Raw genomic sequence first — 22,699 nt, 5'->3', positions numbered from 1 at the left:
TCGCACGCCTCAGGCCTCCACCTTCGACTCGACCGGAACGTCCTTGCGCTGCCCCAGCTTCTCCAGCCAGTCGATCAGCACTTCGTGGACCGCGTCGGAGCCTACGGGAGGCTCGTTCAGCACCCAGCGACTCGGGTGCACCAGGACCGCCTCGGTCTGCCAGCCGCCGATTCCGCCGTGGCATCCGACCAGTTCCTCGAACGCCGCCACCTCGTGGGTGTAGTCGTCCAGCCGACTCACCACGACCAGGTCGCCGTTGTGCGGCATCTCCGCCTGGCGGAGCAACGACGGCGCCGCGAGTTCGCCGTACGACGCCAGCGGGTCTTCACCCTCCACCCGGCCGGAACGCAGGACGCGGACCCCGGCCCGACCGATCGCGACCGGTCCCTCGGCGAGTGAGTCGACCACGACGAACCCGATCCCGGGATGGGTCGCGAGGCCCGGGATCAGCTTCGGGTGCAGCAGCTCGATCTCCTCCAGCGGCACCCGGCCGGGCGTCGTCGCGAGGTAGATCAGCGCCAGGTTGCCGGACGCGGTGACGACCATCTGCTCGTCCGCGGCGACCGCCGGCTCGCAGTCCTTCGGCCCCAGCTCGACCTCGCCGCCGCGGGCCTTGCCGTGCAGTGCCTTCCGGGTGACGGTCCCGGCCACGCTGCGGCGCATGCTCAGCTCGGTGAGGAACGCGTTCACCGGACCCCAGCCCTCGGACTTGCCGACCGCCGCGACCGGCTCCTTCGTGGTGTCGACGAGGTCGTCGACCACCTCGGCGAGCGTCCGACCGTAGCGCTGCAGGAACGTCGCGCCCTGACTCTGGCCGTGGTCCGACAGCACGACGATCTCGTACGAGTGCGGCAGAAGCTGGATGATCCGTTCCAGCGCACCGAGCACCCGGTCGAGGCCTTCGAGGGTCTGCAGCGACTCGGGGCGGGTCGGGCCGGCGTGGTGCGCGACCTCGTCGTAGTCGACGAAGTCGCAGTAGATGACCGGCGTACCCTTCACCAGCTCGTCGGTGATCAACGAGACGTTCAGGTCGCGGAGCAGGACGTTGCTGATCGCCCGCAGGAAGATGTACGACCCACCGCGCTTGACCCGCGGAACCAGGTGCCGGACCCGCTGTCGCCTGGCCTGGTGCAACTCCTTCACCATCTCGGCAACACACAGCACCAGACCGCGGGTAGCGCCCTGCGGACTGGAGAAGAACCGGACGTAGCCGCGGCTGCGGCTGTTCGGCAGGGCGGCCCGGCTGAACACCAGTTCGCACTTGTCCGCGTCGCCGGACCAGTTGTTGCTGATGCTGACGCCACCGTCCGCGAGCAGGCCGCGGCCGGTTGACATCCGGGCCTCGATCTCCGCCGCGTCCCGGCCGCGGTTGGTGACCATCACCCGGCCGGTCTCCTTCTCGTACCACCGGAAGGCCGGGATGTGCCGGGAGCCGCCGTGCAGGATCCCGGCCTGGCTGGCCGGAGTGGTGGCCGGTACGCCGGTGTGCCAGGCGAGCATCGAGTGCTTGCCGTCCCGGATCCAGCCGCCGAGGTTCGGCAGGTTGCCCGCCAGCACCATCCAGTTCAGCAACGGCGCCGACAGGCCGTCGATCTGGATGATCAGCATCCCGGTCCTCGGCGCGGGCTGGATCCGCCGGGCGCGGCGGTGCACGACCCGCATCACCTCCGCGACGTACGCGTCGTCACTGCCCGCGTACGCGACCCAGCCGACGAAGGCGCTCACCGAGGACATCACGATCGAGACCAGCAGCGGCGCCTCGACGCCACCGTGCAGGTTCACGCCGGGATCGACGGTGATCGCGAGGTAGACGACTCCGAACTGCGACAGCAGGCCGCCGACCAGGACGCCGAGCGAGCCGATCAGCACCGCGATCCCGGCCAGGATCCAGCGGATCAGGACCGAGAACACCGCCAGCAGGACGACCAGCCGGAGGATCGGCAGCCGGCCGGTGCTGCTGATCTGCGGCAGCGTCCAGAACGTGATCACCAGCGAGATCAGGGACAGCAGGCCGCCGACGAGCATCGCCTGCAGGCCGCGTCCGGTGCGGCGCAGGTCCAGCCACACCGGACGTCCACGCCGGCTCTTCGACACCTGTTCTGGTGGTTTTGCCATCGCCTGCTTCTTGCTCCCCGTTCCGTCTCCCTGCCTACCTCACAGTGCAGGTACGAGAGTACGGGGTCACTCAGGCGGATCTACTGCAACTCGAGGTAGTCGACTTCCGCGTAGAGATCGCCCTTCGTCAGCCGGATCGTGTTCCAGCCCGCGTTGAGCGTGACGGACACCGAACTCTGCTGCCAGTTGTCCCAGCCGGTGACCGGATAGCTGACCGCACCGGCGTTGTTGCCGTTGACAACGAGACCGTGGCTCGCGGTCGACGCCGAACCGTTGGCGTACCCGACGTGCAGCGTGTAACTGCCCGCGACCGGCGCGAACACCGAGTTCTCCACCCACGAGTCGGCGTAGTCGATGTACGCGACCACCTTCCCGTCCGACGCGCCGGCCGCGTTGGACCGTACGACGCAGTTGTTCAGGGTGCCGCGCTCCGCCTCGTACCGGACCCGGCTCCCGCGCACCACCGGGTAGTCGTTGGCCCACCCGACGTCAGCGACGTACAAGTGCCGTCCGCCGTTCACCCAGCCGTGGACGAAGACCTTGTCCCCGACGACGTCCGCGCCACCCGGCCCGCACACGTGGCTGTCGAACGTCGCCGTCGTCATCAACGGCCGGTACGCCGTGGTCCACGGCCCGCTCAGACTCGTCGAGGTCGCGTACGACGTCAGGTAGTTGCAGTCGTTGTACCCGCCGCCGGAGAAGAACAGGACGTACTGGCTGCCGCGCTGGACGAGATCCGGCGCCTCGATCACACCGCTCGACGTGAGCATCGCGGTGTTGCCGCCGACCAGGGTCTGACCGTTGTTCGCCGTACGGGTCAGCCAGAGCGTCGACGGCTGGCTGATGGCGTTGCCGTCGTTCTTCCAGACGAGGTACCGGGTGCCGTCGTTCGCCACGAACGTGTTCGCGTCGATCGCGCCACCCAGGTCGAGCGGGCAGATCAAGGGCGCCGTACCCACCGGCTGGAACGGGCCGAGCGGATTCGTGGCGGTGGCCACGCCGACGCACTGGCGGCCGGAGGCCTTGTGCCACGCGGTGTAGGTGAGGGTGTAGGTGCCGTCGGCGTTCGGGTAGACGTCCGGCGCCCAGGTGCGCCCGGGCTGGGCCCACGCGCTGGACGGGCCGCCGGGCATCGCGTCGCCGCGGACCGTCCACGGCCCGTTCGCGCTCGGTGCGGTCGCGACCGGGAGGGTGCCGCGGCTGCCGTTGGTCGCGTACGCGTACCAGGTGCCGTTCTGCTCGAAGACGTCCGGGTCGGGGAAGTTCTCGCCGATGATCTCGCTCGGGAAGACCGCCGCGGTGGTCGCGGCCTGGACCGTCGGCGACAGGAAGGCGGAGAGGCTGAAGACGGCCAGTGCGGCCGCCAGAAGTCGTCGCATGTGGGACTCCTCAGGTGGGGGCGGATACCTGTAGGAGGCACTTTTCCATCGATTCACCTGATTGGCACCCTCCCACCTCGTCTTTCTTCCCGCCTCCTCCTCTTCTTTCTTCCCGCCTCCTCCTCTTCTTTCTTTCCTTCCTTCAATTGCACCGATCCCTGGACCCGGGCGGGTGGGAGGTGTTGACTCCGCTTGTTGGTTTCCGCCTGGGTTGAGGGAGGGTCTCGTGAGTCGTTTACCGAGAGGGATGGTCGCCGCGGTTGCTGCGGTCGCGGCCGCTGTGGGTGGGGTCGTGACACAGTCCGTCGCCGCGCCCACCGCCGTACAAGCGACGGCTTTGCAGCAGCGGCTCGACGGCTTGCTGAACGACAGCCGGTACGACGGTTCGCAGGTCGCGCTCGTGGTCCGCGACGCGACCACCGGCGAGACGCTGTACGACCGGAACGGCGCCCAGCGAATGCTGCCCGCGTCGAACACCAAGCTCTTCAGCTCGACGGCCGCGATGCACGTCCTCGGCCCGTCGTACCGCTTCCACACCGACGTACTCGCCGGCGCACCCGTCCGCGGCGGACAACTGCTCGGCAACCTCTACCTGAAGGGGTACGGCGACCCGACCGCACTCGAGTCCGACTACGCCGCACTGGCGAAGCAGCTCAAGGCAGCCGGCGTACGGCGGGTGCACGGCGACCTGATCGCCGACGACACGTACTTCGACCACGTCCGTCTCGGCGACAGCTGGGCCTGGGACGACGAGCCGTTCTACTACAACGCGCAGATCTCCGCGCTCACGCTCGCCCCGGACACCGACTACGACTCCGGTACGGCGATCGTCGAGAGCCTGCCCGGTGCGAAGGCGGGTGCGCCGGTCAAGCTCGCTCTGGTCCCGGCGAACGGTGTGATCAAGCTGGTCAACACGGCGACGACCGGCGCAGCGGGCTCGTCGAACACGCTGAGCATCGAGCGTGACCACGGCACCAATGTCGTCCGGGTCACCGGCTCAGTACCGCTGGGCGCTGCGACCGGCCAGGAGTGGGTGACCGTCTGGGAGCCGGAACTGTACGCCGCCGACGTGTTCCGGCGCGCGTTGTCCGCGCAGGGCATCTCGGTCAGCGGCCGGATCAAGAACGCGGCAACCCCGACAAGCGCGACGCGCCTGGCGCGGGACGAGTCGATGACGGTCGGCGAGCTGATGACGCCGTTCCTGAAGCTCTCGAACAACATGCACGCCGAGACGCTCGTCAAGGCGATGGGCGCGGTCGTCGACGCGGACGGCAGCTGGCCGGCCGGGTTGGGCGTGGTCACCGACTACGCCCAGAGCATCGGCGTCGACACCAGCCGCATCCGGCTCTCCGACGGCTCCGGCCTGTCCCGCAAGGTGAACGTGACCGCGGACTCGATCACCGACGTACTGATCGGCGCGCAGAAAGAGTCCTGGTGGAAGCAGTGGTACGACGCCCTGCCGATCGCGGGCAACCCGGAACGGTTCGTCGGCGGCACGCTGCGCAGCCGGATGCAGAACACCCCGGCTGCCAACAACCTGCACGGCAAGACCGGCTCGCTCACCGGCGTCACCTCGCTGTCCGGCTACGTGACGAACAAGGACGGCCGCAAGCTGGTGTTCTCGATGATCAGCAACAACTACTTGGTCAGCCCGCGGTCGATCGAGGACGCCGTCGGCATCACGCTCGCGTCCTGGTCCGACACGGCGCCGCCTGCGGCTGTGTCCACCTTGAAGACCGCTCAGACCACGTGTGAGCTGGAGTGGGACAAGGCCTGCTAATGCCCCTTTAATGACGTGGACAGTACGGCGGTCGTTCATCACTATGTGGGAATGACCGCCGTACTGCCCTCGTCGTACACCGTCCGCCCGCCGACGCTGGAGGACGCGCAGGCAGTCCTCGAACTGGTGTCCGGCTACAACACCTCGGTGGTCGGCTTCGCCGACTACACCCTGGACGACGCGCAGGACGAGATCTCCGAGCCCGGCTTCGACCCCACGACCGACGGCTGGCTGGTGTTCGACGACGGCAAGCTGGTCGGGTACGGCTTGATCTTCGGCAAGGGCGATCATCACCTACTCGACCTCGATGTCGTCACCACCGACCCCGTCGTGGAGCGCTTTCTCCTCGATCAGGTCGAACGCCGCGCGGCCGAGCTCGCCGCGGAGCACGGGCACTCGGCCGTGCAGGTCGACATCGTCAACTACCAGGCCGACAAGGCCCGCGAGCAACGGCTGGCCGGCTACGGGTTCGATCGCGGCACGATCTTCTACCGGATGCGGATCGATCACGACGAGGCGGTGCCGGCGCCCGCGGTTCCGGCCGGAGTCACGGTACGGCGGGGCGCGCCGGACGAGGCGAGCCGCCGGGCGGCGCACGACGTACTGAATGCCAGCTTCGCGGGGCAGTTCGGGTTCTCGCCGCGCTCGTACGAGGAATGGCAGGACGCGCAGGAGAGCTTCTCCTCGTTCGACTGGTCGCAGCTGACGTTGCTGGAGATCGACGGCGAGGCGGTCGCGATGCAGACCTGCACGAGCCAACTCGTCGAGGACGAGAACTGCGGGTACATCGGCCGGCTCGGCGTCCTCGAGAAGGCGCGCGGCAAGGGCCTCGCGAAGTTCCTGCTGCGCGACCAGTTCGCGCTCGACGCGGCCGCCGGGCGGAGCGGCACGATCCTGCACGTCGACACCAACAACCCGACGCCCGCACTCGGCGTCTACCTGTCGGTCGGCATGCAGCCCACCATGGTCCTGGAGGTCTGGCGCCGCGAGGTAGTCGCCGCGTGAGCCTGCCCGCCGGCTACACCGTTCGTCCGATGCGGCAGGAGGACGCCGCCCTGATCGCGGAGCGGTCCGGGGTCTACACGTCGGCGCTGCTCGGGTTCGCGAAGCACAGCCCGGAGGATGTCGCCAACTACCTCCGGGATCCCGGCATCGACCTGGCGACCGACGCCTGGGTGGTACTCGGCCCGGACGGCGCCTTCGCCGGCTCGGCCACCGCCGTCCCGATCACCGCCGGCACCCACCTGAACGTCGACATCCTGAGCGACGACCCGGCCGTCCTCAGCTGGCTGCTCGACCAGGTCGAGCACCGAGCCGCAGAGGTCGCCCGGCCCGAGGTTGTGGTGCGGGTCGGTGTCATCCGGCAGGACGACCGCCTGGCTGCTGCTGTCGCGGCCCGCGGGTTTGCAGTTGGTACGTCGACGCACCGGATGCGCATCACCTTCGACGTCCCGGTACCGCCACCCGCCGTACCGGAGGGCGTCGTCGTACGGCGCGGTGCTCCGGACGAGGCGAGCCGCCGGACGGCGCACGGCGTACTGATGGAGGCCTTCGCGGACCAGCCCGGGACACTGCCGCGGCCGTTCGAGGACTGGGCCGCGTCGCGGGAGAGCCGGTCGACGTTCGACTGGTCGCAGGTAACGGTCGTCGAGGTCGACGGCCGAGCGGTCGGGATGACCGAGTGCAACCACAACTTCGTCAACTCCGACAACTGCGGGTACGTCGGACGCCTGGGCGTCGTACCGTCCGCCCGCGGCCGCGGCCTGGCCAAGCTCCTGCTCCTGAACGCATTCGCAACCGACGCCGCCGCCGGCCGCACCGGCACGATCCTCCACGTCGACGCAGGCAACCCAACCCCAGCAGTAGCCCTCTACACCAACGCCGGCATGACCCCAGACCTAACCACCAACATCTGGACCAAGACCATCAACCCTTGACCCGCCCGGCACTCTGCCGGCCTCCGAGGGATTGCCTTCTGGAGATCTGAGAGATTACTCTCGAAACATGTCTCTCAGAAATCCGTACGGCGATTTCGAGATCACCGACCCGCAGGCGATGCGGGCGCTGGCTCACCCGGTCCGCCTCGCCGCACTCAGCTACCTGCAGAAGAACGGCCCGGCGACGGCGACGCAGCTGTCCGAGCACGTCGGGGCCTCCCCCTCGGTAACCAGCTGGCACCTGCGGCACCTGGCTGAGTTCGGGCTGGTGATCGACGTACCGCCGCCGAGCGGAACGGACCGTCGGCAGCGCTGGTGGAACTCGGCCGCCCGCGGATTCCGGTACGAGATGCCCGACACCCCGGAGGGCGCCGAGGCCGGCCGGCTGCTGCGGACCGAGATCATGAACCAGGTTCTCGAGGCTGCCCAGCAGTGGCTGGTCGAGACCGAACCGAACCTCGATCCCGAGTGGAGCCGGCTCGCCGGGGCGGCGAACACCCTGCTGCCCCTCACGCCCACCGAGGCCGAAGCGCTCGAATCCGCGATCGAGCAACTGATGGCGCCGTACATCCAGCGCCGCGACGCCGGCGAGACCCCGGACGACGCCCGCCCGGTCCGCTACCTGCGCATCTCTTTGCCCGAAGCAACTACGTGAGGCTTTCCCTTGGGGGGAACGATTGTGAGCACCTTGTCCGCCACCAGCTTGTGGCGTGATCGCCAGTTCCGGACCTTCTGGTCCGCCCAGACCGTGTCCGAGTTCGGCGACCGGATCACTGAGCTCGCCCTGCCGCTGATGGCGGTCACCATGCTCAGCGCCTCACCGAGCCAGATCGGGTTCCTGACCGCTGCGGTCTGGCTGCCGAGCCTGGCCAGCCTCTTCATCGGGTCGTGGGTCGACCAGCGTCGGGACAAGAAGCCGCTGATGATCGGCGCCGATCTGGCCCGGACGATCCTGCTGCTCACGCTCCCGGTGGCGTACTGGTTCGACCTACTCACGCTCAGCCAGCTCTACGTGATCGCGATCCTGGCCGGTACGGCGGGAGTCGTGTTCGGCACCGCGTACGCGTCGTTCTTCGTCCGGCTGGTCGGCCGCGATCAGTTCCTCGAGGCCAACAGCAAACTGTCGGCGACCCGGTCGATCTCGTTCATGGGTGGTCCGGCGGTCGGCGGCGTCCTCGTGCAGTGGCTGACCGCACCGGTCGCGATCGTCGTGGACGCACTGTCGTTCGTGTTCTCGGCGATCCGGATCAGTCGGCTCGACGTTCCGCCCGGCGAAGCTGACGAGACGCCGGAGCCGCTTCTGACCAGGGCACGGTCCGGGATGCGCTACTTGCTCCGGCACCCGTATCTACGCCGCAGCCTCGGCTGCGCGACCACGGTCAACTTCTTCAACCTGATCGGCATGGCACTGCTCGTGCTGTTCGCCAGCCGCGACCTCGGCCTGTCGGCCGGCACGATCGGCCTGGCCTTCGGGATCGGATCGTCCGGTGGCCTTCTCGGCGCGGTCTCCGCCGCGCCGTTGAGCCGGATCTTCGGAGCCGGGCGGGTGATCGCGGCCGGAACGGTCATCTTCCCCGGCGCAATGGCGTTCGTACTCCTCGCCCAGGGACCGACCTTCGTCCGTGCAGCCGCATTGTCCGCGGGGATGTTCGTCGCGACCTTCGCGGTGATGTGTTTCGACGTGCCGTTGAACTCTTTGCAGGCGGCGGTGACTCACGACCACATGCGTAGTCGGGTCGCGGGGGCGTTCAGCAGTATCAACTACGGGATCAGGCCGCTCGGCGCGGTCGTCGGAGGGTTTCTCGGCACCTGGATCGGTGTCCGCGAAACCCTCCTCGTGTCCGCGGCCGGCGGTCTGCTCGCCGTGCTCTGGCTGGTCGGCTCCCCGATCATCCGCACCCGCGAACTCACCGGCCTGGAGCCACCGGACCTTTAGTCCTCGACGAGTTCCTCGATCGGGTCGATCTTGTTGACGGTCGTGCGCAGGGGGACCTCCTTGATGAACACGACCGCGAGCAGGCTGACCAGCGCACAGGCGGCGGCGATCAGGAAGATCCTCCCGGTCGCGTCGCCGTACGCGTGCCGGACCAGCTCGGCCAGTTGCGGCGGCAGGTGGTTGACGTCCAGCAGGCTCGTGCCGCCGGAACCACCCTCCTGCAACTTGCGCGCCGCCTCGGCACCGTTCGGCCCGGCCAGCAGGCCCGCGACGATCTGGTCCTTCACCCGGGCCGCGAGCACCGCACCCAGCGCCGAGACGCCGACCGCACCGCCCAGGCTGCGGAAGAACGTGACGGTCGCGGAGGACGCGCCGATCTGCGTGACGTCGACGGTGTTCTGTACGGCGAGCACCAGGTTCTGCATCGTCATACCCATACCGAGGCCCATCGCGAGCATGCCGAGCCCGACGAACCAGTACGGCGAGGCGTGGTCGATCGTGCCGAGGATGAGCAGCCCGGCGAGCAGCAGTACGCCGCCCGACACCAGGTACCGCTTCCACTTGCCGTAGCGGGTGATCAGCTGACCGGAGCCCGCCGAGCCGACGAACGAACCGAGCATCATCGGGATCGTCAGCAGGCCGGCCTCGGTCGGGCTGTAGCCGCGGGCGATCTGGAAGTACTGACCGAGGAACAGCGCGCTGCCGAACATCGCGACCCCGACCGCGAGGCTGGCGACGATCGCCAGCGCCGTGGTCCGCTCCCGGACGACCTTCAGCGGGACCAGCGGCTCGGCCACCCGGTTCTCCACCACGACGGCGAGGAAGCCGAACAGCAGGGTGCCGCCGACGAACAGCGCGGACTGCCAGGACATCCAGGCGAAGTCCGAGCCGGCGAAGGTGACCCAGAGCAGCGGCAGGCTCGCCGTGATGCTGATCAGCACCGCGCCGAGGTAGTCGATGCGGACCTCACGCTTCAGCACCGGCAGGTGCAGGTACTTCTGCAGGATCACCAGGCTGACCACGGCCAGCGGGACGCAGACGTAGAAACACCAGCGCCAGCCGAGCCACGAGGTGTCGACGATGACGCCGCCGATGAGCGGGCCGCTGACGGTCGCGACCGCCATCACGGCGCCCATGTAACCGGAGTACCGGCCCCGCGACCGGGGTGGGATCGCGGCGCCGATGATGGCCTGGGCGAGCGCCATCAGACCGCCCATCGCGAGGCCCTGCAGCACCCGGGCGCCGATCAGGAACGGCACGTTGTGGGACAGGCCGGCCAGCGCCGAGCCGATCACGAAGATCGAGATCGCGAGCTGGACCAGCAGTTTCTTGCTCATCAGGTCCGAGAGCTTGCCCCAGATCGGGGTGGACACCGTGGTGGCCAGCAGGCTCGCGGTGAGGACCCAGGTGTACTGCGTCTGGGTGCCCTCGAGGTCGGCGATGATCGTCGGCAGAGCGTTGCTGACGATGGTCGAGCTCAGCATCGCTGTGAACAGCGCGGCGAGCAGGCCGATCAGGATCTCGAGGATCTCGCGGTGAGTGAGTTCCGGCGCACTGGGCAGTTCGCGCCGGGTCTCGGTGACAGTCATCAGTCTCCAGTCTTGGGGGTACGCCTCACGACCTTGTTGGCCTCGACGATCGCCACCGCGACCCGCTGCATGGTGGCAGCGGCCGCGGCGAGCGCGTCGTCGTCGAGGTCCGCCAAGGCGGTTCTCAGTTGCCGGGTGTAGGACGAGTAGAGCGCCTCGAGCTGGGCCTTGCCCTGGGACGAGAGGCTGACCAGCCCCACCCGGGCATCGGCAGGATCCGGCCGACGGCTCACCAGTCCGTCGGCCTCCAGCGCGGTCAGCTGCCGGCTCACCACCGACGCGTCGACGCCGAGCTTGCCGGCGATCTCGCCGCCGCGCTGCTCGCCGTCCTTCATCAGCACCTTGAGCACACTCGCGTCGGAACGGCGCAGTCCGCCGTCGCCGGCCAGGTGCCGGTGCTCGATACACCGCACGGCGCGCACCAGCGAGCTGACTCCTTCGAGCAGCTCCTGGGCGGCCGCATCCCGCTCTACCCCCGGGACGAGGGGTTGCTGAGCTAGTTGCATAACCCAACTATATAACCGCATAGTTGGTTTCCACAACCATATGCACAGGTTGTGGATAAGCGGTTACGAGTGGTGAGACCTCAGCCGAGGTCGGTGTTGAGACGGCCGAGCAGGCGGCCGAGGTCGGACAGGTCGGCTGGGTTCCAGCGGTCGAGGATGGCGCGGAACTCGGTACGGCGTTGGGTGCGCATGGCCTCGTAGCGTTCGGCGCCGGTCGTGGTCAGGCGCAGGAGGCGGGCGCGGCCGTCGTCGGGGTCGCCGACGCGTTCGATCAGGCCGAGGTTCTCCAATTGGGTGATGCCGCGGCTGACGGTGGACTTGTCGAGGCCGAGTACGTGGGCGACGTCGGAGGCCCGTACGCCGGCACTGCCGCCGGTGCCGATCTCGATCTGGGAGATCAGCGCGTAGCCGGCCGCGTCCATCTCCGGGTGCACGCGACGGGCGAGCCGCAGCGAGGCCGACCGCGACCGGCGGAACAGCGCCGACAGTTCCTGCTCGATGGCCGCAACCATCTGCTCCGACCGCTCAGCCTGCTCGTTCGGGTGTTCGACGTCGGCGGGTGTGCTCACCGGACCACGATCCCGGCGTCGCGGAGCGCCTTCTTCACGTCGGCGATCCGGAAGTCGCCGAAGTGGAAAACGCTGGCGGCGAGTACGGCGTCCGCGCCGGCCTCGACCGCGGGCGGGAAGTGCTCCGGCGCCCCCGCTCCCCCGCTGGCGATCAGCGGTACGTCGACCACCGCGCGGACCGCCTTGATCAGCTCCAGGTCGAACCCTTGCTTCGTCCCATCGGCGTCCATCGAGTTCAGCAGGATCTCCCCCGCGCCCAGCTCGCACCCGCGCTGTGCCCACTCGATCGCGTCCAGCCCGGCTGATTTCCGGCCGCCGTGCGTGGTGACCTCGAACCCGCTCGGCTGCTCCGCGGCGCGTCGTACGTCGAGGGACAGCACGAGCACCTGGTTGCCGAAGCGGTGCGCGATCTCCTGGATCACGTCCGGCCGCGCGATCGCGCCGGTGTTGATCCCGACCTTGTCCGCACCGGCCCGCAACAGCCGGTCCACGTCGCCCACCTCGCGGACCCCGCCGCCGACGGTCAGCGGGATGAACACCTGCTCGGCAGTACGCCGGACAACGTCGTACGTCGTCTCGCGCGACCCCGACGACGCGGTGATGTCGAGGAAGGTCAGCTCGTCCGCACCCTCCGCGTCGTACACCTGCGCCATCTCGACCGGATCCCCGGCGTCGCGCAGATCCGCGAAGTTGACGCCCTTCACCACCCGCCCGGCATCAACGTCCAGACAAGGAATCACCCGCACAGCAAGACTCACGCCGCAAGCCTAGCGTCCACCCCGAACCGCCCCGCGCCTACTTCCAGGCGCGGCGGCGGTTGTCGGTGGACTTCATGGGGCGGGTGGATTCCCAGACTCGGCGCCAGCGGGCTGCGTCGGGGCCGGTTTGGGAGGGGGAGGCGCCGACGGCGGCGCGGCGGCGGGACTCGTACCAGGTGGTGGATTCCTCGTCGAGGAGGGCCGAGACAGCGGCCGCGATCCGGGGTGCGAAGTCGCGGGCGCTCTCGCCGTCGGCGGCCTTCAGCGGGTCGCCGTACCGGACGTGTACCGCCGGGCGGCCGGGGATCGGCCAGCCGCGGCCGCGCGGCATCGCGGCGAACGAGCCCTTGATCCCGACCGGGATGACCGGCACGTCGTGCTCGACGGCCAGGTACGCCGCGCCCATCCGGAACCGCTGCACCCAGCCGTCCGGCGAGCGCGTCCCCTCCGGGAACACGACGACGTTCCAGCCGTCGGCGAGCAGGTCGCCCGGGGTCGCGCTCATCTTGCCGCCGCGGCGCTCGATCGGGAACGTGTTGAACACGATCGCCGACCCGGCCGCCCGCCACCAGGTGTCGAAGAAGTAGTCGGCGGCGGCCGCGAACGCCGTCTTGCGGCGCATCGCGTCCGGCAGCGACAGCAGCAGCAACGGGGTGTCGAGGTGCGACGAGTGGTTCGCGACGATGATCGCCGGGCCGTCGAGCTTGAGCAGCGAGTCGAGTCCGCTCACCTGCGGGCTGACCTCGAAGTTCAGGACCGCGTTCAGCGGGCCTTTCTGGATCATGTCGCGGACTGCGATCGCGGCCGGCGTCCGGGCCCACTTCGTTGGGAAGACCGTGGTCTCCTTCGGGATCACGTACGGCTCGGCCGACCGCGGCACCTGCGGCCGCCGTCCCCACCGCCACCCGCGCGCGACCTGCTTCACGTCGCGCGCGGTGTCCTTGCCGAACTTCACCAGACTGGTGCCCATCAGCGCACGTCCGCGAGCAGGTGCGGCGGGTTGTGCAGGTACGTGATCGACGGCGACCGGCCGACCGAGTGGCTGACCATCTCGAGCGCGTCCTGCAGCGTCGACGCGGACCGGAAGCCCATCCGCTCGACGGTCTTGCGGTTCGCGCCGACCCAGACGATGTCGCCGCAGTGGTCCAGCGCGTGCGAGATCCAGTACCACATGTAGAACGGGTGTACGCCGTGGTACGCGTTCGAGGTCCGGTACAGGTGGATGTACCACGGGTCCTCGGCGTACTGCTTCTCGAACTTCGCCTCGATCGTCGCCGGGTCGGTCGACTCCGACAGCACTTCCTCGAAGAAGTCGACGTACGACGGGTGGTGCAACTGGCTGAACTCGTAGTCCACCGGGTGGTACAGGATGACCGCGCCGTCCTTGCGGACGATCGGCTGACCGAGGTACGAGTTGAAGTAGTAGCCCAGGCCCATGCAGGCGGCCAGGATCGGGTTCATCACCGAGTTGACGTTGTACGGGCCGATGAACGGCACGCCCATGATCGCCACGTCGGCCTGTCCCTGCACCTCGACCTTGTGCTGGCGGTGCACGGCCTCGATGGTCTTCTCGTGCACCGGCTCGATCTTGCCGGCGGTGACGCCGGTCAGGCCGTAGTTGGCCCGGACGTCCTGGAAGATCTTGCGCCGGATCCTCGTCGGGGCGACGTCCAGCCCGCGCTTGGCGCCGAGGTAGGCCGCCTGGTCCTTGATCGACCACTCCCACTCGCGCTTCTGCAGGAACTCCAGCGGACCGCCGAAGATGTCGTTGTTCAGCGTCGTCTCGATCTGGAAGACCTTGACGTGCTGGGTCAGGATCTCGCCCATCCGCCAGGCGGAGTGGTGCATCTTCGAGGCCTTGTGGTCCATGAAGGAGCGCGAGTGGATCATCGTGTGGCTGTTGTGGTGGTGCTTCAGCGACTTGTACGACGCCAGCCCGATCGACGTGGACTTGTGGCCGCCGTCCATCGCCACCAGGTTCACGTTCACGTAGACCAGCAGGTCGGACTCGGCCGCCCGCTTGGAGATCTCGACGTCCTCGCCGTGCCTGGTCTGACCCAGGTGGGTCAGGTTCGCCTCGTCCTCGGCGTCGAAGTTGTACAGCTTGCCGTCCGGATAGAACGACCGGAAGACCCGCTCGCCGACGATGTCGCGCAGCTCGTTCGGGGTGAGCCGGCGGTGCAGCGCGTTCGCCGAGATCAGCTCGACGTCGTCGACACCCGCGTCGGCCGCCATCGTCAGGACGGCCTCGATGATCCGCTGCCGGATGTCCGGCTTCTTCATCGGCGGCAGCGGGATGGAGATGTCGTCGAACGCGATCGTCAGCCGCATCCCGGCGCGCAGCAGCTCCGGCAGCGGCTCGGACTCGAGCGGGTTCAGCAGCGCGTTCTGGATCGCCTCGTCGACGTCCCGGACCGGCGGCAGCGCCTCCGGCGGGTACACCACCCGGGTGCCCTGCGGGAACCGCTCCAGCAGGAAGCCCTCACCGTTGTGCACGAGCAGCGGCGGTGTCCGGTCGTCCACCTCAAGCACGAAACCTGGCCGAGACATGTCAGAACCTCTCTCGTCGTACGTTCAGCGCCCTCATGAGGCCCTCACATCGAAAGCAACCTTGACTGTTCCCAGTCGGCCGGCGGAGTGCGCGTGGTCGAGCGCCTCGCGCCAGCGGTACAGCGGATAGCGGGCCCCGACGATCCCGTCGAGCGGGGCGCGGCCGGCGAGTTCCAGCGCGGTCTCGAACGCCGGGCGGCCGTTCGGCTCCTCCCGCGCGGAGGCGTACGTGCCGGTGACCTCGAGCTCGCGGAACCACACCGGCGACAGGTCGGCGCCGCTGGCCGGCATCCCGGACAGCACCACCCGTCCGCCTGCCTTGGTGACCCGCAGGACGGTGTCGATCGAGTCCTTGCTGCCGACCGCGTCGACGGCGACGTCGACACCGCCGAGCAGGAACTCGCCGCCGCTGAAGTCCTGCTTCAGCCGGAACGCGCCGGTCGACCGGCGTACGCCGCGGAACACCTCGTCCGGCGCCACCACATCGCTGGCTCCGAACGCACGCGCCAGCTCACGCTGCTTCGCGTGCTTGGCGACCACGGTGATCCGTCCGGCCTGCGTCAGCTCGCGCAGCGCGAGTGTCGCGAACAACCCGACCGCACCGGCGCCGCTGACCAGCACCGACTGTCCCGGCTGGACCTTGGCCCGCAGCGCGGCATGCACCGCACCCGCCAACGGCTCGACCAGTACGGCGCGCTCGTCGGACATCCCGTCCGGTACGGCGTACAACTGGCTGCGGTGCGCGACCATCAGGTTGCCCCAGCCGCCACCGGTGTCCCGGCAGAACCCGGTCTGCAGACCCGGAGCGACATGGCCGACCGTGATCCGGTCGCACCTGTTGGTGTTGCCGGACACGCAGCCCTCGCACGGCTCGACGCCGCGCGCCGCGCAGGTCAGGACGCTGTCCATCACCACGCGGGTGCCCTTCGGCAAGTCCTCGCAGTCGTCGAGCAGCTCGCCGACGATCTCGTGACCGGGGACGAACGGCATCGACACGACCGCGGAGAAGTACAGCTTCGTGGAGCCGGTCACCATGCCGAGGTCCGAGCCGCAGATGCCGGACAGGATCGGCCGGATCCGCGCCCAGCCCTCCCGCTCGGCCTTCGGCTCGTTGATGGTGACGAGGCGCAGCGGCGCGGCCGGACCGGTCAGGATGCCGGGGATGCGGCCGCCGACCGCCTTGGCCGCCAGGTACTTCGCCGGCGACCGGTACATCTCGAGAGCGAGCATCATCGTGCGTTCACCCCAGGGAGCTCCAGACGGGACGACGTGGACGGGGTCTTCCAGTCGACGATCTGCCAGCGCGATGCCCGGGCGGCCCGGAACAGCGACACGTCCGGCGAGACCGCGACCGGGTTGCCGACCACCGTCAGCATCGGCAGGTCCGAGTGGCTGTCGGCGTAGGCGTACGACTTGGACAGGTCGATGTTGGTCTGCCGCGCGTGGTGCTTGAGCCACGCGGCCCGCGACTCACCGACCAGCGGCGGGCCGGACAGGAAGCCGGTGCAGCGTCCGCGGTCGTCGACGGCCAGTTCGGCGGCGACGATCTCGTCGAACAACGGCTCCAGCGGGCGAGTCAGCGGCCGGACCGCACCGGTGATCAGGATCGTCTTGTGCCCCGCCGCGCGGTGCTCACGAATCCGTCGTACGGCGGCGCCGCTCAACCGTTCCAGCACGTGCTCGGCGAGGATCTCGTCGACGATCTGGTTCAGCTCCTCCAGATCGGCACCGGCGTACCGGCGGTAGATCGTGCGGAGGAACGTGCCGCGGTCCTTGCGCTCGGCCGCGATCAGCTTCGGGAGCTTGCGGAGCATCGCGCCGACCTCACCGGCCCGCTGCCGGCCGTCCAGCTCGGGCAGCCGCATCCACAGGTAGGTCTCGATCACGTTCGACGACAGCAGCGTGCCGTCCATGTCGAACGCCGCCACCACCTTCGCCTCGGACGGCTCGACCTTCTTCAGCACACCGGCGGACTCGGCGAGCGCCTTGTTCCGCTTCTTCCGGACGACGTCCAGCCGGCGCATCGACTCGGTGACGCTCGGGCAGTGCAACTCCTGCAGGTAGTACTGCCAGTCGACGACCGCGGTGTCGCAGGCGAACTTCTCCTTGTCGTCGCCTTCGAGCGCGTTGTGCAGCGCGAGCACGTTGTCGTCGATGAACTGCAGCTCTGCCTGCGCGTACTCGGAGTACAGGTCCATGTAGCGGCGCAGGAAGTCGAGGCGGCGCTTCTGGACGTCGAGCTCGCGCGCGTACTTCCGGGTCCGCTCACCCCGCGGGACGGTGGTGATGATCTTGTCGGCGATCTTGTGCGCGCGCTCGCCGTACCGGAGCATCGTCTCGACCGAGTCGCCGCCGGGGAACTTCCACACCGGCAGCCGGACCGCGCCGCGCTCACCGAGGTCGAACGGATGCTTGGAGAAGTACGCGCGGACGCCGGCGTAGAGCTGCTCGAACGTCAACGGGTTCCGGGAGCCGGAGCCGATGTGGTAGTACTCCGGCTTGTTCAGCTCGGGCTCGGTCGCCATCACGGCGCAGATCGCGCCGACGACGTGGTCGACCGGGATGATCTCGATCACCGAGTCCGGCGACGCCGGGAACTCGGGCAGCTCACCGCGGCCGTACGCCAGGATCAGCGGCTCGGCCATCTTGAAGCCCTCGATCCAGCCCGGGTGCGGGCTCTGGAGCGCGGACTCGATGATGGCCGGCCGGACGATCGACGTCGGCAGCTTGCCGGAGAACTCTTCCACCACGCGCTCGCCGAGCGCCTTGGTGAACGTGTAGCAGTCGGTCCAGCCCAGGCTGCGGGCGCGCTCGGTGCCGGTCTCGACCAGCCGCTTCGCGACCCATTCGGTACGCCGCCGCTCGGTGTCGGCCGCGGCCGTCAGGTGACCGGCGCGCCGGTGCAGCTTCTCGGCGTCCTTGCGGAACTTGGCCAGCATCGGCGCGGACCGGGACTGCTCCTCGATCCGGGACTTCATCGCCATCCCGGCCTCGGCCTCGGTGCGCCAGTCGACGAAGTGGTCGACCGAGGCCTCCGGGATCGCGCCGCGCCGGCGGCCGGCCGTGTAGGCGGTGGAGATGTGCACGTAGTGGACCGGCCGCCCGGTATCGACGATCCGCTCCAGCAGGCTCTTGGTGCCGAGCACGTTGGTCGTGAACGCCTCGTGGATCGGCGGGTCGAAGCTCACGTCGCCGGCGCAGTGCACGACGATGTCGAGATCCTTCGGCAGCTCCGGTACGTCGGCCAGGTCGCCGTCGATCACCTGGATCCGGGCGGCCGACAGTGCCTCTGCGTCGGCGTGCTCCGTGCCCTCGCCGTAGAAGGGCTTGAAGATGTCCTTCCGCAGCAGCTGCGCCATCCGGTCGGTGCCGGTCAGCGAGCCCTTCGGGCGGATGATCGCCACCACGGTGGTGCCGGGGAGCTCGCCGATGATCCGGTGCAGCAGCGCTTCACCGACGAATCCGGTGACGCCGGTGACCAGGACCTTCTTGTCCTTGAGCTTGTCGGCCAGACTCACTTGTCGCCTCCACGCGTGAGCTCGAGTGCCTGTTCCAGGGTGAACGCGCCGGCGTACAGCGCCTTGCCGACGATGACGCCCTCGACGCCGTCCTTGACGAGCGTGCTGAGAGCTTTGAGATCGTCGAGGCTGGAGACGCCGCCCGACGCCACGATCGGCTTGTCGGTGCGTGCACACAGGTCGCGGTACAGGTCCAGGTTCGGGCCCTGGAGCATGCCGTCCTTGGTGACGTCGGTGACCACGTAGCGCTCGCAGCCGGCCGTCTCCAGCCGGGCGAGCACCTCGTACAGGTCGCCGCCTTCCTTGGTCCAGCCGCGGGCGGCCAGCGTGCGGCCGCGGACGTCGAGTCCGATCGCGACGCGGTCGCCGTACTGCTGGATGATCCGGTCGCACCACTCCGGGTCCTCGAGCGCGGCGGTGCCGATGTTGACCCTTCGCGCCCCGGTCGCGAGTGCCGCGGTGAGCGACTCGTCGTCGCGGATGCCGCCGGACAGTTCGACCTGTACGTCGAGCTTGCCGGTCACCTCGGCGAGCAGTTCACGGTTGCTGCCGCGACCGAACGCCGCGTCCAGGTCGACCAGGTGGATCCACTCCGCACCGGCGTCCTGCCACGCCATCGCCGCCGCCAGCGGATCGCCGTACGACGTCTCGCTGCCGGCCTCGCCCTGCACCAGCCGAACCGCCTGACCGTCCGCCACATCGACGGCAGGCAGCAGCACCAGGTTCTCAGACATGGGCCACACCCTAGAGGGCGATGCTGAAGGATTCGTAACCCGGAGGCCTCCTGAGTCGTTTAAATCCGATCTGTCTCAGCAATACCAGTATAGCTAGTGGTCCTATCATTAGGCTGGCCGGGTGGCGACCGTCGAAGAGCTCGAGACCGATCCGCATCCGACCCTTGCGCAGGTCCGGCCGATCGGGTGGATCGAGGCGTTGAACAGCTGGGTCGTCACCTCCCGCCCTCTCGCGCTGCAGGTGCTTCGCGATCCGGACACGTTCACGGTCGACGATCCGCGCTTCTCCACGGCCCAGGTGGTCGGCCCGTCGATGCTGTCCCTGGACGGCGACCCGCACAAAGCCCACCGCGATCCCTTCGAGTCCCCGTTCGGCCTGGCGGAAACCCGCCGCCGCTTCAGGCAACCGGTGCAGCAAACGGTCGATGAACTGATGTCCACCCTGGAATCGCCTGCCGACCTTCGTATCGGTCTCGCTGGGCCGTTGTCTGTTGCGGTGGTTGCGTTGTCGCTCGGCCTGCCGGCGGCCTCGGCTTCGACGGTGCTCGACTGGTACACGGCGATCTCCTCCTCGGTCTCCGGGATCGCCGCCGGCCTGCCCGCCACTGCCGAAGGAGGCGCGGCGTTCGCCGAGCTGCACAAGCACGTTGCCTCCGGCATCGACTCCTCCGACTCGCTGCTCGCCGCGGCCGCCCGCTCCGGGCTGGGTGTCGACGAGATCGTCGCGAACGCCGGCGTACTCATGTTCGGCGGGATCGAGACGACCGAGGGGATGATCACCAACGCGCTCTGGCATCTCCTGACGCACCGCGACCAGCTCGATCTGGTGCTGGCCGACCCGTCGCTGTTGCCGAACGCGATGGAGGAGTCGCTCCGCCTCGAACCGGCCGCGGCTGTCGTCGACCGCTACGCAACCCGCGACATCGAGCTCGCGGGCCGGGAGATCCGTCGCGGCGACATGGTCACCGTTTCGCTGGCCGGCGCAGGCCGTGATCCCGAGGTGTTCGAGTCTCCCGACGACTTCGACGTACGCCGGGCCAATGCCCGTCGCCATCTCGCCTTCGCGAGCGGACCGCACATCTGCCTCGGCATGCACCTGACGCGGCTGGAAACGCTGGTCTCTCTGGAAGCCGTTCTAAAACTCCCCGGTCTCCGACTGGCCGAGGACTCGCCTCCGCCGCGTGGGCTGGTGTTCCGCAAGCCGTCGGCGTTGCGGGTCAGCTGGGACGCGTGAGCACCAGCATCGACGCGGAGTAGACCGGCATCGCCCGATCCGGATCCCGCTCCGCATCCTCGGCGAACCTGGCGAACCCGGACTCCATCTCGTCCGCCGGCAGATGCTCGAACGTCGACAGCGCGCGATGACTGAGCCGCTCGTACCGCTCCCGCAGCGAGCGCGGCTCCTCGGCGGTGATCTCGACGACGTCGTCGCCCGGCGTCAGCCCGGCCTCGACCGCGAGCGACTGCGCCGCGGACAGCGAGATGTACATCGCGGCGTCGACCTCCCGCGCGGACGGGAAGTAGTCGTACCAGAACAGGTCCGGCATCCGGTCCGCGAACTGCGTGCGCAGGAGCGCCACTCCCCCGGGCCGCAGCACCCGGCGTACCTCGCGGAGTCCCTGCAACGGATCCGGGAAGTGATGGAACGACAGGAACATCAGCACCGCGTCAACCGATGCCTCAGGCAACGGAATGTCCTCGGCGGCGCCCTTCAGGTACGTCACCCCCGGATGCAGCGCCTCCTCGGCTGCCGCACGCATCCGGTCCGACGGCTCCACGCCGTACACCTGGCCCTGGAACTGCGCGGCCAGACCCGGGGTGAGCCGACCGGTTCCGCTGCCCAGATCGAGGACGTCCAACGGGCGCCGCTCCGGGAGGTACGCCGCGAACGCGCTGGTCCAACGCTCTACCTCAGCGGGCGAGATCCCCCGGCCCGCGACGTACACACTGCCCATCCGACCGTTGTAGTCGACCATGGCTAGAGGTTATCCGCCTTGCCCGAGCATCGCAGCGAAGGACAGGAGTGCCGCTAGCAGTGCCAGGACTGCGGCGGCGTACGCGACGATGGTCGTGGACAGCGCAAAGGCGCGGCCGGTCGGCCGGTCACGTTCCTCCTTGCGGACCGCGTGTGCACAGCGAACGGCCGCGATGCCGACCAGCAGGCCCGGTATGGGTTGGAGCAGAAACCCGGGCGAGTCGAACTGCGGGTCCGAGTACGCGAGGTCGTACATCGTCGTGAAGCCGCCCCAGATGACCAGCGGCGTCGACAACGCAAGCAGAACGGCAGCCGGAGCAGCCGGCACCCACAGCGGTCCGTCAGGCGTCGACGCACCCACCGACGGGCGGCGACGGCGGGTCGCGGCGAGCACCGCGGCCAGGCCGAGTACGACCAACCCGATGAACGTCCACAGCGCGACGTTGTCACGTTGCACGGGTCCCCACCTCCCCCCGCCATCTACGGTACAGACGCGGCGTCAGGCGAAGAAGACGTCGTACGCGAGGCGGAGGATCAGCGCCGAGACCACGACCAGGAAGATCACCCGCACGAACTTGCTGCCGCGTGCGACCGCCGTCCGGGCGCCGAGCAGACCGCCGAGCATGTTGGCGGCTCCCATGATCAGGCCGAGCCTCCACAGCGGTGCACCGCTCAGTGCGAACACTGCGATCGCGCCCAGGTTCGTGGCCACGTTGGCGATCTTCGCCTTCGCGCTCGCCTGCAGGAAGTTGTACCCGAGCAGGCCGACCAGCGCGAAGATCAGGAACGACCCGGTCCCCGGCCCGACCGCGCCGTCGTAGAAGCCGATCAGTACGCCGACGCCGCTCGCCGCGAGGTAGTGGTCGCGGCCGTCGAACCGCAGCGCGGTACGGGCGCCGAGGGACGGCTTCATCGCGGTGTAGATCGCGACCGCCACGAGCAGCACCAGGACGATCGGCTTGAACCACGACATCGGGATCCTGGTCGCCACCAGCGCGCCGGCCGCGGCGCCGAGCCCCGCCAGGATCGCCATCGGGAGCACGGTTTTACGGTCCGGACGCACCTTCACACCGAACGTGACCGCGCTCGTCGCCGTACCGAACAACGACGAGATCTTGTTGGTGGACAGGATCTGCGCCGGCGACGCGTTCGGCAGCCCGAGCAGCATCGCGGGCAGTTGCAGCAACCCGCCGCCGCCGACCACGGCGTCGATCCAACCGGCCGCGAACGCGGCGATCACCAGGAACAGCAACGTCAGCAACGAGACATCAGGCACAGCGGCAATTCCTCACGCCCCGATGATCCGGTAAGGGCGTAGTACGGCTCAACCCTTACACCGCCGAGTGAGAGACA

General features: G+C 68.8%; 20 protein-coding genes. 6 read left to right on the top strand and 14 right to left on the bottom strand.

The window, feature by feature from the left end:
• Window positions 1-9 precede the first annotated feature (9 nt).
• A complete protein-coding gene (locus OHB24_RS29420; RefSeq protein ID WP_327634101.1) occupies window positions 10-2,115 on the bottom strand; it encodes an alkaline phosphatase family protein in 2,106 nt (701 codons plus the stop codon).
• A gap of 80 nt (window positions 2,116-2,195) precedes the next feature.
• Window positions 2,196-3,494: a family 43 glycosylhydrolase gene (locus OHB24_RS29415; protein ID WP_327634100.1), complete on the bottom strand. Its 1,299-nt coding sequence runs from the start codon at window positions 3,492-3,494 to the stop codon at window positions 2,196-2,198.
• A 226-nt stretch (window positions 3,495-3,720) separates the two neighbouring features.
• Between OHB24_RS29415 and dacB the strand changes: the two genes are divergently transcribed.
• The 5 genes from dacB (at window position 3,721) to OHB24_RS29390 (ending at window position 9,147) form a co-directional block, all read left to right on the top strand.
• Complete coding sequence (gene dacB / locus OHB24_RS29410) at window positions 3,721-5,274, top strand: D-alanyl-D-alanine carboxypeptidase/D-alanyl-D-alanine endopeptidase (RefSeq protein ID WP_327634099.1); 1,554 nt, start codon at window positions 3,721-3,723, stop codon at window positions 5,272-5,274.
• Between the two features lie 51 nt (window positions 5,275-5,325).
• The gene (locus OHB24_RS29405; protein WP_327634098.1) at window positions 5,326-6,279 is read left to right on the top strand and encodes a GNAT family N-acetyltransferase; all 954 of its coding nucleotides are present in this window, start codon (window positions 5,326-5,328) and stop codon (window positions 6,277-6,279) included.
• Window positions 6,276-7,211 (top strand): GNAT family N-acetyltransferase, encoded by a 936-nt coding sequence (locus OHB24_RS29400; RefSeq protein ID WP_327634097.1) that lies wholly within the window; start codon window positions 6,276-6,278, stop codon window positions 7,209-7,211. Before OHB24_RS29405 ends, OHB24_RS29400 begins: the two co-directional genes overlap by 4 nt.
• 67 nt (window positions 7,212-7,278) lie before the next feature.
• Window positions 7,279-7,866 carry an ArsR family transcriptional regulator gene (locus OHB24_RS29395; RefSeq protein ID WP_327634096.1) on the top strand — a complete coding sequence of 196 codons (588 nt, stop codon included), beginning with the start codon at window positions 7,279-7,281 and terminating at the stop codon, window positions 7,864-7,866.
• A gap of 24 nt (window positions 7,867-7,890) precedes the next feature.
• On the top strand, window positions 7,891-9,147 hold the full coding sequence (locus tag OHB24_RS29390; RefSeq protein WP_327634095.1) for an MFS transporter: 1,257 nt from the start codon (window positions 7,891-7,893) through the stop codon (window positions 9,145-9,147).
• Here OHB24_RS29390 and OHB24_RS29385 read toward each other — a convergent pair.
• From OHB24_RS29385 to priA, 9 genes are all read right to left on the bottom strand, one after another.
• Complete coding sequence (locus OHB24_RS29385; RefSeq protein ID WP_327634094.1) at window positions 9,144-10,736, bottom strand: MDR family MFS transporter; 1,593 nt, start codon at window positions 10,734-10,736, stop codon at window positions 9,144-9,146. The genes OHB24_RS29390 and OHB24_RS29385 overlap by 4 nt on opposite strands.
• The gene (locus OHB24_RS29380) at window positions 10,736-11,242 is read right to left on the bottom strand and encodes a MarR family winged helix-turn-helix transcriptional regulator (protein WP_327634093.1); all 507 of its coding nucleotides are present in this window, start codon (window positions 11,240-11,242) and stop codon (window positions 10,736-10,738) included. The genes OHB24_RS29385 and OHB24_RS29380 overlap by 1 nt, the downstream gene beginning before the upstream one ends.
• Window positions 11,243-11,322: 80 nt before the next feature.
• The gene (locus tag OHB24_RS29375; protein ID WP_327634092.1) at window positions 11,323-11,811 is read right to left on the bottom strand and encodes a MarR family winged helix-turn-helix transcriptional regulator; all 489 of its coding nucleotides are present in this window, start codon (window positions 11,809-11,811) and stop codon (window positions 11,323-11,325) included.
• Window positions 11,808-12,569, bottom strand: coding sequence for an imidazole glycerol phosphate synthase subunit HisF (gene hisF / locus OHB24_RS29370; protein ID WP_327634091.1), 762 nt, complete (start codon window positions 12,567-12,569; stop codon window positions 11,808-11,810). The genes OHB24_RS29375 and hisF overlap by 4 nt, the downstream gene beginning before the upstream one ends.
• Window positions 12,570-12,606: 37 nt before the next feature.
• A complete protein-coding gene (locus tag OHB24_RS29365; RefSeq protein ID WP_327634090.1) occupies window positions 12,607-13,539 on the bottom strand; it encodes a lysophospholipid acyltransferase family protein in 933 nt (310 codons plus the stop codon).
• Entirely contained in the window at window positions 13,539-15,119 is a 1,581-nt protein-coding gene (locus tag OHB24_RS29360; protein ID WP_327634089.1) for a lactate racemase domain-containing protein, read from the bottom strand. Before OHB24_RS29360 ends, OHB24_RS29365 begins: the two co-directional genes overlap by 1 nt.
• 33 nt (window positions 15,120-15,152) lie before the next feature.
• Complete coding sequence (locus OHB24_RS29355) at window positions 15,153-16,352, bottom strand: zinc-dependent alcohol dehydrogenase (RefSeq protein WP_130379582.1); 1,200 nt, start codon at window positions 16,350-16,352, stop codon at window positions 15,153-15,155.
• Window positions 16,349-18,637: an HAD-IB family hydrolase gene (locus OHB24_RS29350; protein ID WP_327634088.1), complete on the bottom strand. Its 2,289-nt coding sequence runs from the start codon at window positions 18,635-18,637 to the stop codon at window positions 16,349-16,351. The genes OHB24_RS29355 and OHB24_RS29350 overlap by 4 nt, the downstream gene beginning before the upstream one ends.
• Window positions 18,634-19,371 (bottom strand): bifunctional 1-(5-phosphoribosyl)-5-((5-phosphoribosylamino)methylideneamino)imidazole-4-carboxamide isomerase/phosphoribosylanthranilate isomerase PriA, encoded by a 738-nt coding sequence (priA, locus tag OHB24_RS29345; RefSeq protein ID WP_327634087.1) that lies wholly within the window; start codon window positions 19,369-19,371, stop codon window positions 18,634-18,636. Before priA ends, OHB24_RS29350 begins: the two co-directional genes overlap by 4 nt.
• A gap of 121 nt (window positions 19,372-19,492) precedes the next feature.
• Here priA and OHB24_RS29340 point away from each other — a divergent pair, with 121 nt between their 5' ends.
• Window positions 19,493-20,605: a cytochrome P450 gene (locus OHB24_RS29340; RefSeq protein ID WP_327634086.1), complete on the top strand. Its 1,113-nt coding sequence runs from the start codon at window positions 19,493-19,495 to the stop codon at window positions 20,603-20,605.
• Here OHB24_RS29340 and OHB24_RS29335 read toward each other — a convergent pair.
• Genes OHB24_RS29335 through OHB24_RS29325 form a run of 3 tightly spaced genes read right to left on the bottom strand, consistent with a single transcriptional unit; the run spans window position 20,589 to window position 22,622 of the window.
• Window positions 20,589-21,347: a class I SAM-dependent methyltransferase gene (locus tag OHB24_RS29335; RefSeq protein WP_327634085.1), complete on the bottom strand. Its 759-nt coding sequence runs from the start codon at window positions 21,345-21,347 to the stop codon at window positions 20,589-20,591. The genes OHB24_RS29340 and OHB24_RS29335 overlap by 17 nt on opposite strands.
• A gap of 9 nt (window positions 21,348-21,356) precedes the next feature.
• A complete protein-coding gene (locus OHB24_RS29330) occupies window positions 21,357-21,803 on the bottom strand; it encodes a hypothetical protein (RefSeq protein ID WP_327634084.1) in 447 nt (148 codons plus the stop codon).
• Window positions 21,804-21,845: 42 nt separating this feature from the next.
• Window positions 21,846-22,622, bottom strand: a complete 777-nt coding sequence (locus tag OHB24_RS29325; RefSeq protein WP_131467900.1) for a sulfite exporter TauE/SafE family protein — start codon at window positions 22,620-22,622, stop codon at window positions 21,846-21,848.
• Between the last annotated feature and the right edge of the window lie 77 nt (window positions 22,623-22,699).

This window comes from Kribbella sp. NBC_00482 (genome assembly GCF_036013725.1).
Classification (GTDB): domain Bacteria; phylum Actinomycetota; class Actinomycetes; order Propionibacteriales; family Kribbellaceae; genus Kribbella.
This window is presented reverse-complemented; position numbering and strand designations above follow the sequence as displayed.